Source organism: Lacticaseibacillus thailandensis DSM 22698 = JCM 13996 (assembly GCF_001436135.1).
Taxonomy (GTDB): domain Bacteria; phylum Bacillota; class Bacilli; order Lactobacillales; family Lactobacillaceae; genus Lacticaseibacillus; species Lacticaseibacillus thailandensis.
In genome coordinates, this window is the sequence record NZ_AYZK01000001.1 from 633,085 (window position 1) to 647,580 (window position 14,496).

At 50.3% G+C, this 14,496-nt stretch carries 14 protein-coding genes; 2 read left to right on the top strand and 12 right to left on the bottom strand.

The window, feature by feature from the left end:
• Positions 1–3: 3 nt before the first annotated feature.
• From pheS to FD19_RS02860, 5 genes are all read right to left on the bottom strand, one after another.
• Entirely contained in the window at positions 4–1,050 is a 1,047-nt protein-coding gene (gene pheS, locus FD19_RS02840; RefSeq protein ID WP_056969071.1) for a phenylalanine--tRNA ligase subunit alpha, read from the bottom strand.
• 434 nt (positions 1,051–1,484) lie between these two features.
• Positions 1,485–1,859 carry a winged helix-turn-helix transcriptional regulator gene (locus tag FD19_RS02845; RefSeq protein ID WP_420836027.1) on the bottom strand — a complete coding sequence of 125 codons (375 nt, stop codon included), beginning with the start codon at positions 1,857–1,859 and terminating at the stop codon, positions 1,485–1,487.
• Between the two features lie 94 nt (positions 1,860–1,953).
• Positions 1,954–2,871 carry a hypothetical protein gene (locus FD19_RS02850; RefSeq protein ID WP_056969072.1) on the bottom strand — a complete coding sequence of 306 codons (918 nt, stop codon included), beginning with the start codon at positions 2,869–2,871 and terminating at the stop codon, positions 1,954–1,956.
• A 199-nt stretch (positions 2,872–3,070) separates the two neighbouring features.
• Entirely contained in the window at positions 3,071–4,114 is a 1,044-nt protein-coding gene (yidC, locus tag FD19_RS02855; RefSeq protein ID WP_056969073.1) for a membrane protein insertase YidC, read from the bottom strand.
• Between the two features lie 60 nt (positions 4,115–4,174).
• A complete protein-coding gene (locus FD19_RS02860) occupies positions 4,175–4,456 on the bottom strand; it encodes an acylphosphatase (protein WP_056969074.1) in 282 nt (93 codons plus the stop codon).
• Positions 4,457–4,665: 209 nt separating this feature from the next.
• On the opposite strand from FD19_RS02860, the gene FD19_RS02865 reads away from it, so the two are divergent.
• Positions 4,666–5,424, top strand: a complete 759-nt coding sequence (locus FD19_RS02865; protein WP_054749545.1) for a TrmH family RNA methyltransferase — start codon at positions 4,666–4,668, stop codon at positions 5,422–5,424.
• 101 nt (positions 5,425–5,525) lie between these two features.
• Entirely contained in the window at positions 5,526–6,014 is a 489-nt protein-coding gene (locus FD19_RS02870) for an HD domain-containing protein (RefSeq protein WP_054749547.1), read from the top strand.
• Positions 6,015–6,076: 62 nt separating this feature from the next.
• On the opposite strand, the gene FD19_RS02875 is transcribed toward FD19_RS02870, so the two are convergent.
• The 7 genes from FD19_RS02875 to gndA all read right to left on the bottom strand — a co-directional run bounded on the left by FD19_RS02875 (position 6,077) and on the right by gndA (position 14,465).
• Positions 6,077–7,666, bottom strand: coding sequence for a HAMP domain-containing sensor histidine kinase (locus tag FD19_RS02875; protein ID WP_054749549.1), 1,590 nt, complete (start codon positions 7,664–7,666; stop codon positions 6,077–6,079).
• A complete protein-coding gene (locus FD19_RS02880) occupies positions 7,666–8,352 on the bottom strand; it encodes a response regulator transcription factor (protein ID WP_054749550.1) in 687 nt (228 codons plus the stop codon). Before FD19_RS02880 ends, FD19_RS02875 begins: the two co-directional genes overlap by 1 nt.
• A 1,429-nt stretch (positions 8,353–9,781) precedes the next feature.
• Positions 9,782–10,759, bottom strand: a complete 978-nt coding sequence (locus tag FD19_RS02885; RefSeq protein ID WP_056969075.1) for a hypothetical protein — start codon at positions 10,757–10,759, stop codon at positions 9,782–9,784.
• Between the two features lie 59 nt (positions 10,760–10,818).
• Positions 10,819–11,367 (bottom strand): hypothetical protein, encoded by a 549-nt coding sequence (locus FD19_RS02890; RefSeq protein WP_056969076.1) that lies wholly within the window; start codon positions 11,365–11,367, stop codon positions 10,819–10,821.
• Positions 11,368–12,135: 768 nt separating this feature from the next.
• Positions 12,136–12,372, bottom strand: coding sequence for a YggT family protein (locus FD19_RS02900; protein WP_054749557.1), 237 nt, complete (start codon positions 12,370–12,372; stop codon positions 12,136–12,138).
• 29 nt (positions 12,373–12,401) lie between these two features.
• Complete coding sequence (locus tag FD19_RS02905) at positions 12,402–12,692, bottom strand: hypothetical protein (RefSeq protein WP_054749559.1); 291 nt, start codon at positions 12,690–12,692, stop codon at positions 12,402–12,404.
• A gap of 354 nt (positions 12,693–13,046) precedes the next feature.
• Positions 13,047–14,465, bottom strand: coding sequence for an NADP-dependent phosphogluconate dehydrogenase (gene gndA / locus FD19_RS02910; RefSeq protein WP_054749561.1), 1,419 nt, complete (start codon positions 14,463–14,465; stop codon positions 13,047–13,049).
• Positions 14,466–14,496: the final 31 nt, after the last annotated feature.

Sequence of the window (14,496 nt, forward strand, 5' to 3'; positions counted from 1 at the left end):
GAATTAACCCTCCGTCTTGAACTGGTGCAGGAACCGTACATCATCCGTGTAAAAACTGCGAATGTCGTCGACCCCATACTTCAGCATGGCCAAACGGTCAGGCCCAACGCCAAACGCAAAGCCGCCGTAAACGCTACTATCAACGCCTGCAGACTTCAACACGTTGGGGTGCACCATGCCGGCCCCCAAGACTTCGATCCAGCCGCTATACTTGCAGACCGCACAACCTTTGCCGCCACAACGGAAGCAGGAGATATCAACCTCCACACTTGGTTCCGTGAATGGAAAGTAGCTTGGCCGTAACCGAATTTCGCGATCCGCACCAAAGACGTGGCGGGCCATGGCCAGCAACGTGCCCTTCAAATCCGCCATCGTGATGTGCTTATCCACGACTAGACCTTCCATCTGGTGGAACTGGTGACTATGCGTGGCGTCATCCGTATCGCGCCGGTACACGCGGCCGGGACTAATTTCTTTCAGCGGACCCTGACTGAAATCGTGGCTCTCCAGCGTCCGTGCTTGAACAGCACTCGTTTGCGTGCGCATGAGCAAGTCGTGCCCCAGGTAAAAAGTATCCTGCATGTCACGTGCCGGATGGTCTGGCGGAATGTTCAACTTTTCGAAGTTGTACTTATCTTCCTCAACCTCGTAGCCATCGACGACCTGGTAACCCATACCCATAAACAGATCCTCAAGGTCATCAATAATTTGTTCAATCACGTGCGCAGTCCCACGCCGTACTGGCGTACCCGGCAAGGTAACGTCAACCGTTTCGGACGCAATTTTGTGCGCCATAATTTCCTGCTCGATGTCCGCCCGTTGCTTTTCGATGGCCGCTTTCAGGTCATCGCGAACCTTGTTGGCAAATTCACCGACTTGTGGCCGTTCTTCGGGTGACAAATCACGCATGCCGCGTAGCACTTCAGTGATGGGACCCTTCTTGCCGAGTAACTTAACACGGATCCGGTTTAACTCGTCCAGGTCGGACGCTTTTTGAATGCGGCCGCGATTTTCATCGGCCAGTTGTTCCAATTTATCCCTTAAACTCATGGTGGTGCTCCCTTCTGGTTAGCTACTAGTGACACAAAGCTGGGGTTGACGACGGCGAAAAATTCCGGACAGGGCACGAACAGGTGGGTACTCTTTTTACCTACGAAGCGCCGCAATTTAGTCGAGTGGCGCCCCGCAAAAGGGGGTTGTGCCCTGTACAAAAAAAGTCCCTAACCGTCATAAACGGTTAGGGACGACTTTGGCCGCGGTACCACCCTAGTTCACGACCACAACACACATGGCCGTACACTCAATCAGTGGGGTAACGGACCACTCCGGAACATGCCGCCGTAGCTAACAAGTCAACTCAGAAAATGAATACGAGTAGCTTACACCGAGGAGCCTTCCAGTCGCTGGACTCCACTTCCTGACAGCTGCCACTACTTGCGTTTTCTTCCACGTCTTTGTGTCAATCTGTCATTAGTGTAACGGTCTTAGGCAATCGCGTCAACACACTCTTCATCAGTCAACCACTGGTCGCCCCAGGCGTGGGCAGCCGTCAACACGGTCTTCAAACCCTGGCCCTTGTTGGTCAGCTGGTATTCAATCAGCGAGGAGTTCGCGTGCGTTACACGGTCCACAATGCCTTCGCCTTCCAGCTCCTTCAACCGTTCAACCAAAACACGATCAGAACACTTAGGAATTGCACCAGCAATATCCTTGAAACGGTGCGGTCCGTCAATCAACACCTCGAGAATCAGACCGTTCCACTTCTTGCCCAGAATCGCGAAAGTCTTCTGGAAGTGTGGACATAGATCCTTCCCCGTTTTGTTTTGCGTACAGTTAACTGTTTTCACCGTTGCCATAATACTCCCCTCACATTATCTATAAAACGCCCGTTCTAAGCGTGCTTATTTATAGTTAGTATACCGCAAACGGTAGAAAGTGCAAGGTAATACTCACCTAAAAGTAGGTTTGTGACACGACGGTCCACTGCTGATTCGTATTATCATCCTTCACTTCTAGCTCCCCCTGCCCGTTGACCCGGTAGGTTGCCATCAGCTCACGCTTACCCGAGGATGCCGTGTATTCCTCAATTTCGGCGTAACCATTGCGAAAATGTTGTTCAAACGAATAATCATCAGCCTCATAACCTTGACTACCCTGCTTGATAACCGCGCGGACCCAGTGCTCCAATTGCGCGCTGGTCAGATTTAATTGATCAACCCCACCAGATGAAGACGCACTAGATTGGGGGGCATGCGTTTCGACCTCATCCACGGCCGTATCATCGACTGTTAACCGCCAAGTTATAACGTTGCCGTCAGGATCTTTTGCCGACCAAGTCGGTGTCACCAACTGCCCATCAACGACCTTATAGGGAATGTTCCACCCGTTGAGATGGATGAATTGTTTATCAATTGAGTACGGCTCAGAATGGACATAAAAGTAACCTGGTACACCACTAATCCGCGCAGTACTGGCGGTTTTAAAGTAGCCCAAACGGCCGCCATCATGTACCGAATTCTGTGGGGCACGCCCTGCATCCATCGCCGCATCAATGTCCTCCCCGTTAAATAGTATCGGCATGATTCGGAAACCAATACCCACAACGCTAGGTATTGGTGTAGCTGCTTGTGACTGGCTCACCTTGGCTGCACCCCTAGCGGCAGGATGCACCTTTCTGCGCGTCTGCGATACTTTCTTACTCTGTAGTGCGCGGCTGCTTTGTGCGACGTGACTCGTCGCCATGTGTGTTCCGTGATTCATGTACCACCAGCCGCCCCCGAACACGACCAGCATCCCTACTACCACCAACACGACACTTAACGTCACCCGTAAACGCGAACGGCGCCGACGTATTGCACCCCGTGTGGGCATAGCTACCTCCTCCTTCACCTGAGACAATAATGCCAGGCTCAAATAACATCACATATGCCACCCGTATCATACCACTGACGGCCACTGGGACATATAACTAATAACGCGTAAATCCAAAAAAAGCACCCAGGCTGGTCAATAAGCTGACCAACCTGGGTACCACAAATTCAATATCTATCGACTACTACACAAACTACTATTACTCCCGGTGCTGCTTGCCCGCGTTGCGCGCCCGCAACTCGGCAGCACTCGGCCCAGTCGTCGTGGTGTCATCATCGTGGTGCTCGGGATGCGCCATCCCCATGCTTTCCATCGCACCCATGGTTGACGGCATCGGGGCCCGACTAGTAATGGAACCATCCTCGTTGAACATGTCCGGTGTAACCACCTGTACGGGTGGGGTCTCCGCCATTTCTTTGTCAAGCCGTTCCCGGATAGCCGGCAGCATGACAAACGTCACGATTACCTGCTGAACCAACATAATCAGCCCGGTACCCAAGAAGTAGAGCCCCAAACCAGCTGGCGAAACGATACTAATGAAGAACGTGAACAACGGCGATAGCCACATGGACGTGCGCATTGCCTTCCGTTGCTCTGGCGTTGAACCCAGCAACATCAGGTAACCTTGTGCAACGTAGAATAGCGTGGCCACGATGGTCACGGCTAAATTCGTGTGGCCCAAGGCAAAACCGAGAAACTTGGCGTTAGCAATATCCTTAGAATACGCGACCGCTTGGTACAGCCCCGAGATAATCGGCAACTGCACGATCATCATCATGCAGCCCATCCGTGGCAACATACTGCTGCCATTTTTCTTATATACATCCTGCATGAGACCGTTGATCTGCATAGTCGTTGTTTGGTCTTGGGAGACCTTCGCAGCCTTTTGGAGCAGCGTCAACTGCGGCTGCAATACACGCGTCTTTTCCTGCTGCTCGGTCATGTTCTTTTGCTGCCGCAACATAAACGGCATCAGCACCAACCGGACCACCAAGGTAATCAGTAAAATGGCCCAGCCATAACCGCTACCCGTGCCCAGCATGTGGGCAATACCGTCCAGCAAGTGCGAAATGGGCGTCGAAATGTACTTATATAGCGAGCCATAAAAAAAGCCGGTTGGTGGCGTCCGGGTCACAATCCCCGACTTGGAAACATGCTGGGCGCTGCCGCTACATGCAGCGAGGACCAACGCTAGCGCCGTCAGCCCCGCACCCATGCCGAAACGTTTGAACTTTTTATTCATTGGTAGTAATCCCTTCAACTGTAATATCGTTGTCCACTATACTCGCACTGGGAACGGCTATCAATATACAACGTTAAATCCGTTATAATCCGGTACATCCGTCATCGGCGTTTCTTCATAAGTGGATACGCGGGCGAACTGTGAAGGGCCCTGCTTAATGGCTTCGCGAAAAGCCTTCATTTGCGTCGGACTACCCACGGCGTGAATTAAAACCGACCCGTCGGATTGATTGCGTACATCCCCACGAATCTGCATCCGCATCGCCACCATCTGGGTCGTAGCCCGAAAGCCGACACCCTGAACACGGCCGTTCACCCTGATTGTATATGCTGTATCTGCCAATTGAACGTCCTCCTTTGCGGGCCGGAAAACACGCTCGACCCGTGCGTTGATACGTCCATTTTAACACTGGTCCGACCCAGTGTGGGCGGATAGTCACCCCTGCGTGGCACCCAGCTACAAATCAAGCAGAATAATTTGGCGTCGGGGTCATAGTAAGCCCTATCAACGCCGCGTATGTGGTACAATCCTAGCAATGGGAGGTATTCCAAATGGAAACCATTATGTCACCAAAGAACGATAAGATTAAGCGTGCCAAGAAGCTAACGCGCCGTAAGTACCAAAAGGATTACGACCGCTACCTGCTGGAAGGACCACACTTAGTGCGCGAAGCCATTGCTAGTGGCGCACAGCCAGAAACCATCTTTGTCACCAGCAAGTACCTACACGAACAAGCGGTCCGCGATTACTACGACCAGACCATTGAAATCAGCAGCGAAGTGGCGCAACACCTGGCGGAGACGCCAACGCCACAGGGGATGTTCGCCATTATGCCCCTACCACACGTTGAACTACCCACCAACCTTGCGGGCAGTTTTCTCTTGTTGGACGCCATCCAGGATCCCGGCAATGTCGGCACGATGGTCCGGACTGCGGACGCCGCGGGGATTGATACGGTCGTGCTGGGCCACGGTACTGCCGATGCGTACTCGTCTAAAGTCTTGCGGGCTATGCAGGGTAGCCAGTTCCACGTCCCCGTCGTGAGCGCCAACCTCAACCACTTGATACCAAAACTCAAAGACGCCGGGGTACCCGTCTACGGTACCGAACTAAACGACCAGGCGTTGCCTTACACGGACGTTGCCCCTACGACCAATTTTGCTCTCGTTATGGGTAATGAAGGTAACGGGATGGATCCAGCGCTACTGGCACAAACCGACCAGAACCTTTACATTCCAATGCGGGGCCGGGCTGAATCGCTTAATGTCGGCGTTGCGGCTGGGGTGGTTTTGTTCCACCTACTGGCCTAACTACTGAATCATTATAAATTAGTTACATTCACGTATTAGGGTGTGTACCGTTATTAAACCTGCTATAATTGCGTTAGAAAAAATTCGAAGGAGATGTGTCCATGGAGAAATATCGGCAGTGGGAACACGACCAGACCTATCGTGCCCTGGTTGATGATTTGCTAGCGGAGCCAGCGGTACAAAAGTTGGCCAACTACACCCAGCACCACCATTCCAACCGTTTAGAGCATTCCATCCGCGTATCGTATACTAGCTACTTGATCGGTGTGCGGATGGGGTTGAACGTGCGCGCGCTGGCGCGTGGCGGCCTGCTGCACGATTTATTCTACTATGACTGGCGCACCACTAAGTTTGATAGTGGGACCCATGCCTACGTCCACCCCCGTATTGCCTTGCATAATGCTGAACACCTGACTGAACTTTCACCGATGGAGCGCGACATTATTGTCAAGCACATGTGGGGCGCGACCCTGGCGTTCCCACGCTACCGCGAAAGCTACGTTGTTTCACTGGTTGACGACTACGCGGCGGTAGCGGAATTCATGCATCCCTGGCGCATGAAGATTTTCGGCGAACACTTCGCATCGTAATTTATTAGCAATAGCAAAGGGTGACTTCACCATGAAGTCACCCTTTTTTGGTACACATTATCTTAAGCTAAGTTGCTTTTATCCAGATCCTCCGGCTTCAACGGTGTTGGTTTCTCCGCTTCCTGCCGCCGCTGATATTCAGCGACCTGCTTTTCGGTCAACTTGGGCAGCGAAATACGGAAAATTGAGCCACTACCCTGGACGGATTCCACGCCGATCGTGCCGTGGTAACCGTCAATCAGTTGTTTAGCAATGGACAAGCCTAAACCGTTACCACCCTTCTCACGGCTCCGAGCCTTATCGACGCGATAAAACCGGTTGAAGACACGATCCTGGTTTTGAGGCGCAATCCCCTCACCAAAGTCCTGTACCGCCAGGTCAACGGAATCGTCGGACGAACCAACCGAAACGTGAATTTCCTTCCGGTCCCGGGAATACTTCACGGCGTTGTCGACCAAAATGATCAATACCTGTTCCATGTGGTTGCGGTAAAACTGCACCCATGTGGGACCGGGTAACTCGTCTTCCAGCGTAATAGTAAAGTCCGGATGAATCATCTGCATGTCGTTGGTGACCTGCTCGACGACTTCATTGACTTCCGTGACCGCGTTGACAAACTGGGTCTCGACCTGGTCGGCACGCGTCAAATCAAGCATTTCTTGGATGAGACTCTTCATCCGGGATACTTCCTGTAGTGACGCCTTCAGCGATTCGTCCAGCACTTCCGGATCATCTTTACCCCACCGATTCAGTAGGTTGAGGTGTCCTTCCAAAATGGCCACCGGCGTTCGTAGCTCATGGCTCACATCCCCAACAAAGTCGGTCTGCTGGTCGATAAACCGCTGAATCCGGTCCAACATCGCGTTAAACTCATTGATCAAGTGCGATAGCTCGTCGTTAGTGCGTAGCGCCGGAATACGGGCATCACTCTGCGGCTCACTATTAATCTGATCAATCGTACTACTAATGCGGCGAATCGGCCGCAGAAAACGGCTCGCCAGGAAGAAGCCCATCATCGCCGAAATCACGAGGGCGGCAAAACTGACGACGTAGATCGTGTTGGTAACGCGGTTCATCGTCCGGTGGTAGCTCGTGAGCGCATTCGTGACCTGCAAGTAGCCAATTACCTTGCTGGTATGGGCACTGACAATTGGGGTCCGGGCCACTAGCCCATCGAACCGGCTGGCACGTTCAGTCGTCACCCGTAACCGGGACGTGTTCTTCAAGGACAGTGGTGCAGGCCGCGAACTAAATACCTGGTGACCACTTTGATCATAAACCGTCACCGTGACGTCCTCACGTGAAAGCTTCTGCACGATGGCATCTGAAAAGACCGAACCGTGGCTATTACCAGACTCAGTGGCAACCGCACTCCCATTGTCGGTAGCAACATCAATTTTGGGAAAAACCGTCCGTGCGGTTAAGCTGGAACTGATTGGTTCGAGGCGTTTCTGCACCGAATTAACGGTATCGGCAACCGTATTTCGTTCCTGTGCCAGCAGCGTCTGCCCCATCACCCCATAAATTACAAGTGAAAAGACCAAGAAGGTCAGGAAAATCACAAACGCGACCGCAAAGGCCCACGTCCATCGTAACGAGACAAATCCACGCTGTCGGCGAGGCTGACGTCGGCCCCCTTTGCGTTTAAACATTAAGAGCGCATAACGTAGCCGGTACCACGGACGGTTTGGATGTAGCTCGGCTCACCCGGCTTGTCAATCTTGTTACGAATGTAGCGAACATAAACATCCACCACGTTGGTTTCAACGTCAGAATCGTAACCCCAAACCTTCTTCAGCAATTCGTTACGGTCCTGGACCACGTTGACGTTTTCCATCAGGGTCAGCAACAGCTCATATTCACGCTTCGTGAGCTCAATAATATCGTCCCCACGGCGGACAATGCGGTTTTCCTTTTCAATCGTCAGGTCGCGATACGTTAACTTCGTCTGCTTGGTCTGGTTGGAAGCGTTCATCGAGTTGACTCGACGTAACAACGCACGCAACCGCGCCAACAATTCCTCAATGGCAAACGGCTTGACGATGTAGTCGTCGGCACCATGGTCCAACCCGGAAACCCGGTCAATAACGGAGTCACGGGCGGTCATCATGATGATCGGCATATCCTTCACGGCCCGAACCCGACGGCAAATCTCGAGGCCGTTCAATTCTGGCAGCATCAGGTCCAGCAAAATGGCATCCCAGTCCTCCGCCAACGCGGCATCCAACCCCTGGCGACCATTACCGTAAACGGCGGTTTCGTGACCTTCGTGCTTCAATTCCAAGTCAACAAACCGCGCCAGGTTCTTCTCATCTTCAATAATCAAAATTTTACTCATATTGTTTTTGCTCTCCTTAGGCCGTGGCCGCCGCAACGACCCCTTTACTTATTGTTTTACAATGAATTCTAACATAGAAAAATGAGAAAAACCACACAGAGCGGGGGGACTTAAACACAGTCAGCTGGGTAGTCTGCTTGTGGAAGAACACAGAGCCGTCCCCCCAAGCACCAGTCAGACAAGAAACTTGGGGGACGGCTACCCGGCGGACTTAGAGACCGAAAGGTCAAGTAGTAGACGACTTTCTGAGCAATCAGCGTGACACGTGGCCATGTGTGTCAGCACCGTATTTGCAGGTAAAAGCAAAAACAACTCAAATTCCCACGCATGGTAACACGGGCAAGTCTGTGCCCGGAAGGAGATATCACACATTACTGTACTCCTACACCAGTAAATGGGTAGACTGTGTATGATTCTGAGCTGCTTAGAGACAACTGACAACAATTAGCAAAGAACTGAGACAAAAAGAACTGAGACCAACGGTAACTAACAGCTAGTCTGCCTTATCCCCAGCCAATGTCCGGCTCCGCACGTTTAGACAGTAGTTGCTGGCAATGCTAGTCCACCAGCTCACCCATGCGGACCATTTCATACATAATTGTAGCAGTATTACCTGGCTTATTACCGCTGGCGCCAGCTTCATATTTTAGCGCTACTCGCTACTATTGAACCTTTGAGTGTTCTTACTTTGGACAAAAATGTTTCATAGCCTGCTCTTGTAAAACTATGGGGCTACCTACTTGGTCCCAAACGTAAACATCCGCACACTTCTTGGCGGGAATGGTGCTGGACACCTGCATGTTATACGCGCTTTTTCCCCATAGCTATCGCCGCAGGTGCCACCAACTTGAGTCACAGCAAACTTGTCAGAGTTATCAGCATCAAGACAACTTGGGCGTCATTATGCACTGACAAATCTACCCGAATATCACGTACATGCACTGAATGGTGGCGGACCAACAATTTCCAGAGCTAAGGCTACCAGTAGCAATACTTACTTAGCTTGTGCTTGGTCATTTTCTAAGTACCCCTTACCTCATGGACGGTACTAATCAGGTTGTGAATTTTGTCTTGTAAGTCTAACGGCTAGTACTGCACCCCAATTCGTTGTTAATGTGCACTAAGCAAGCGTTTTTACTTGTATCTAAAAAAGAGGACTGTTATTTACAGTCCCCCATTATGGGTCAAAGACACAATTACATATACATTCCTAAGGTGATACATTGTGTTACGTTGAATTTTTATATTTCTGCAATTTTTTGTGAGAGCATGATGGGAATATATGTTAGGGAACTCTAAGCCCTATTGGGTGGCATTACCACCAAATTGTCTCATACCTGTCGACTCCATGTTGATTATACTCACACTTGGCTCCAAAGTCTTTACATATCACTAACGTAAGCTGTGTGCAGTTTCACCTAAAGAACAACTAATTACCGTTCTCGCTATTATCATCACTACTCCAGAGCTCATTCCCACCGTGATTTAAAGAGATGGACAGGCGACTACCAGTCTGACTGGCATCACCAAAAAAGTTGCCATATACATGCGTCTGACCAGGCTTTAGCACAACCTCGCCATCAGCCAATATGTCACTAGGCATATCCACGAACTCTGAGTCGACCATGAGTAGAATAGCATCAGTATTAATGGTAATGGTCCGATCCGATATATTCGTAAAAGCAAAGTTTTCATACTGACTGCCGGGCGTAACTTTGATGCTTGCACTAGTATCCTCACCAGGTGTTGATTCAATACTTGAATCAGCGGCCGAGTCCGTATCGCTACTATTATCATCATCTGGTGTATTCATGGCTATCAATTTTTTATCGGTTAAATTTTTAGAAGTCACACCACCATCTTTATACGCGCGATAGCTATAGGCTAGCTTGTAGTCTAGGTTCAAATAACAAAAGGCACCGGTGTCAACAAAGTTCTGGTTATTGAAGTCTGAGAATAGCCCTACCACATTCTTACTGGTATTGGGTTTAATCGTTAACACCCTGGTCTTGTCAGACGTAACTGGATCAACATCGGAGTTGGGCATGAGCCAAACAATCTTTGACTCATCCAGCTTCACTGTTTTGTCAGACTTATTCGTCACCTGCATGTCTACCGTGTAAGGCGACGGCGCATTTTGTGCTTGACCAGAATCAGCGGCTGTAGTGTCGGAGGAAGCTTGGAAGGCAAATGTTACTTCTTTGCGTTCAGCTGTATTCAGCTGATGGTAGTACACCGTTTTTGAAGCAATACTTACTGCATCCTTTTTCTTATTTCTGGACGACTCAACAGCTGAGCTGGCAGACTCGCGCGACTGCTGTAACTTCTCGGCGTTACTCATGTGGTTTGAACTGCAGCCGACTAATCCCACAGAAAGTAGGCAAACAATGGCAATTTGTTTAAACATTTTATCCTCCCAGAATCTTACTATCCAAACAGGCATATATTAGCTAAGGACATCGCCATTTATTGCCTTATGCGCCCAACTTCAACCAATCTTTCTCGAGTTGTTCGCGAGTTTCCCTCATCATCAGTAGCATCATCGGTGCAATATATCGTTTTCTTGAATATCCCTGAAGTCTTTGTTACCCAATAAGAACGCGGCCCCATAATGGGATTACCCGGCGACTCTACCAATGCAAGACCATTGGGTAAAGAGATAGAAGAGCCATCATCGCCCGTATCCCAATACAGGTGATGAGATTTATAAGCATTGGTTAGGTCAATGGCAATTTCTCCCTCTTTATTCAGCTCTTCTATGTCGCCCTTTTTTTGATCCAAATACCAGAGAACACCAAAATTATCCTGCTTGCTTCCAAAAGCTATATAACCGGTCGGTGACCACTTGTCATAGGGACGCAAGTACAATTGATATGAAAATATTTTTCCCTCAAGCACGTTTGAAGTATTGGGGGTTCTGTTCAAATGCCAGAAAAAAAGCAGCATGCCAATCAATAAAACAATCTGAAGACCAAGTAGCTTAGACCTCAGCGTTAGTCCGTTACCCTCTTCCATACCTCTTCTCCTCCAAGTTTGTATACATTTGTATGCATAGGTTACTCCAAATAATACCACACAATGTCAGTATAGATATTATATTTATTTTCATATCTGTACAATCATTCACCGCTTGAAACCGTTGCGAGAAGCTTTGACAAAAGCGGTGGAAATTATGCTACCAATGGAAATCGAAACCCAAGTTCGGAAAAAATTAACGCAAAAATGAGTTTAGTACAACTAGCGAAGGCCAGCAATACCTCCGTCGCCCTCATCCCAAGGATTGAGCGCCCGCTACCGAATCTGTGGGGTTGGCAAAACTGTGGGACGTACTCAACGTTCTAGACATGATGCCTTCAGATTTTTTTGGCATGTTAGCGTTAGGTAATGATGAAATTTCGCTTTGGGGCGTTTTGTATAGCTTACCCGCTGATGAGCGGGACGGTAAAATTGCCGCTGTATTCGAACTCCTTAAAGAAGTACCCATAGTCATGATCACCGGCCTTGTCGTTCGCGTAGAACTTTTGACTAACAAACTTTTCCGAGTAGTTAAAAGCAGGGGCTTTATGGGCCTTCCTGTTGGCACGGAACTTGCCCGGAAGAGCAGAGCAGAACGGAGGCATCCTTTACTTAGCGGTTAGGACCCCGCGCAGTGCGACTTGCAACCCAAAACTGCACAGCCAGATTAGAAACCGAGGCCTACCTAGTTCGCCTAACAATTGGTAAATAAAAACGCCATTGTCACCAATGGCGTCCAAACATCTATCTTTAATTTGACGAACCGACTTAAATAATGCGTCCCAACAGCCAAAGCACTAACCATAAAATCAAGCCCGACCACATCGGATCCAACCGCGGAAACGCCCGCTGGATGGCATTGAGTGCCGGATCAATGATGCGACTCAGCCACGCAAACGGGGCCGTGCGCGTGGCGCCAGGAATCCAACTCATGATGCAATAAATTAGAAACGCCAGTCCGTACAGGTAAAGCAAATAACTAATCAAACTGAGTAATAAATACATGGGTGTACCTCCGTTGTTCGACCTTGCCACTAACGTATTAGTTGCCGCACCTGTTTACCCAGAACCATCCAGTAAACGTACGTGAGCGCAACTGCAAAAATGCCGGCTACCATCAACGACCGCCACTCGTGTTCATTGGTGAACACTTGCACCCAGGTCCACACGCTAAAGCCTAGTGCCATGACGCCTAGAACAACAAACGCACACGCCAACAGCTTGCCGACCAGGCCGGCCGCCTGCGCCCGGCGACGTCGATTCACGGCGACAATGAGACTAATGATTCCCACCGCTAACACAACGTCCACAATATACATCCACACTGGTTTAACCCCCATCATTGCTCACCGCCGAAATGGTTTCAGTAAATATAGTATAACCCTTTTGCAAACCCTACGGCCAGGATGGAAACGTATACCGGCCTGGCCAGGGGCAAAAAAAGTGGGAATATACAGTAAACTACACTGGTAACTGCCTAACTAGACAAATGTGTTGTTGGCCAACGCAAAGCAGACTGTCACCAGGTACACGCTGCCGGGCGGAACAAAAATGACGTTCCGCCCAATGTTCCCCTTTCGGAGCCTACTAAAGCCAATTCAAGCCAACTCAAAAAACCGGATGGCGAACGTAAATGCCCGTTTGACGCCATCCGGCTTGTTTTTAGTTGGTATTAATTGTTACTGCTCGGTGTACCAAGTGTAGTGGAAGACCCCTTCACGGTCAGTCCGGTTGTACGTGTGGGCCCCGAAGTAATCACGCTGTGCCTGCGTCAGGTTAGCCGGTAGCACTTCTGCACGGTAACTGTCGTAGTAGCTAATGGCAGCGGAGAACCCTGGTACTGGCACCCCAGCCTTGACGGCCAAACCGACCAGATCACGAACAGCCTCCTGGTAGTTGCGGGCAATGTCTTTGAAGTAGTCATCAAAGAGCAGGTTCTTCAGTTCCGGATCCTTGTTGTAGGCATCCGTAATGTTCTGCAGGAACTGCGCACGGATGATGCAGCCGGCACGCCAGATCTTAGCCAATTCACCGTACTGCAGGTTCCAGTCGTAGTGCTCGCTGGCAACGCGCATCTGCTCGAAGCCCTGGGCGTAGCTCATCAACTTGCTGAAGTAGAGGGCCTTGCGAATCATCTCAATCGTGGCCTGCTTGTCGATCTGCACGTTACCCACTGGCTTGGGCAATACTTTGCTGGCAGCCACACGTTCGTCCTTCATGGCACTGATGTACCGCGCGTAAACGGATTCCGTAATCACACTCTGGGGTACACCCAACTCAAGGGCGGACTGTGAACTCCACTTACCAGTCCCCTTGTTGCCGGCTTCATCCAAAATTAAGTCCACGATTGGCTTATCGGAACCCAAGTCGTCTTTGCGGGTCAAAATCTCGGCAGTAATGTCGATCAGGTAGGAACTCAGTTCACCCTTGCTCCATTCCTTGAACACATCGGCAATTTCCTCGACCGACATGCCGACCAGGTTACGCATCACGTTGTAGCTTTCGGCAATTAGTTCCATATCGCCGTATTCGATCCCATTGTGGACCATCTTGACGTAGTGACCAGCACCGTTAGGGCCGATGTAGGTGACACACGGTTCACCATCTTCGGCCTTAGCAGCGATCTGGTTCAAGATTGGCGCAACCAGGTCGTAAGCTTCCTTCTGGCCACCCGGCATCAATGATGGGCCTTCAAGGGCACCCAGCTCACCACCAGAAACACCCATACCAATGAAGTTGATACCGGACTTGTCCAGTTCAGCGTTACGGCGCATGGTGTCACCAAAGAAGGTGTTCCCACCATCGATCAACACGTCACCCTTGTCCAGCAGTGGCAGCAACTGACCAATCACAGCGTCAGTCGCCTTGCCCGCCTTAACCATCATAATGATGCGGCGCGGCTTTTCCAATGATGCCACAAAGTCTTCAACGGTGTAACTTGGAACCAACTTCTTATCTGGGTGGTCCTCAACGACCTTTTTGGTCTTCGAACCAGTCCGGTTATAAATCGCGACGGTGTTGCCCCGGCTCTCAATGTTGAGGGCCAGGTTCTTCCCCATTACGGCCATACCAACAACGCCAATTTGTGGTGTATCCATATTGTGACTTACCTCCTAGGTAGTTCCGTCC

Coding starts and splice junctions, on each gene's coding strand:
- pheS (WP_056969071.1), bottom strand. CDS start 1,050: ATGAGTTTAAGGGATAAATTGGAACAACTGGCCGATGAAAATCGCGGC.
- FD19_RS02850 (WP_056969072.1), bottom strand. CDS start 2,871: ATGCCCACACGGGGTGCAATACGTCGGCGCCGTTCGCGTTTACGGGTG.
- yidC (WP_056969073.1), bottom strand. CDS start 4,114: ATGAATAAAAAGTTCAAACGTTTCGGCATGGGTGCGGGGCTGACGGCG.
- FD19_RS02865 (WP_054749545.1), top strand. CDS start 4,666: ATGGAAACCATTATGTCACCAAAGAACGATAAGATTAAGCGTGCCAAG.
- FD19_RS02870 (WP_054749547.1), top strand. CDS start 5,526: ATGGAGAAATATCGGCAGTGGGAACACGACCAGACCTATCGTGCCCTG.
- FD19_RS02875 (WP_054749549.1), bottom strand. CDS start 7,666: ATGTTTAAACGCAAAGGGGGCCGACGTCAGCCTCGCCGACAGCGTGGA.
- FD19_RS02880 (WP_054749550.1), bottom strand. CDS start 8,352: ATGAGTAAAATTTTGATTATTGAAGATGAGAAGAACCTGGCGCGGTTT.
- FD19_RS02885 (WP_056969075.1), bottom strand. CDS start 10,759: ATGTTTAAACAAATTGCCATTGTTTGCCTACTTTCTGTGGGATTAGTC.
- FD19_RS02890 (WP_056969076.1), bottom strand. CDS start 11,367: ATGGAAGAGGGTAACGGACTAACGCTGAGGTCTAAGCTACTTGGTCTT.
- FD19_RS02900 (WP_054749557.1), bottom strand. CDS start 12,372: ATGTATTTATTACTCAGTTTGATTAGTTATTTGCTTTACCTGTACGGA.
- gndA (WP_054749561.1), bottom strand. CDS start 14,465: ATGGATACACCACAAATTGGCGTTGTTGGTATGGCCGTAATGGGGAAG.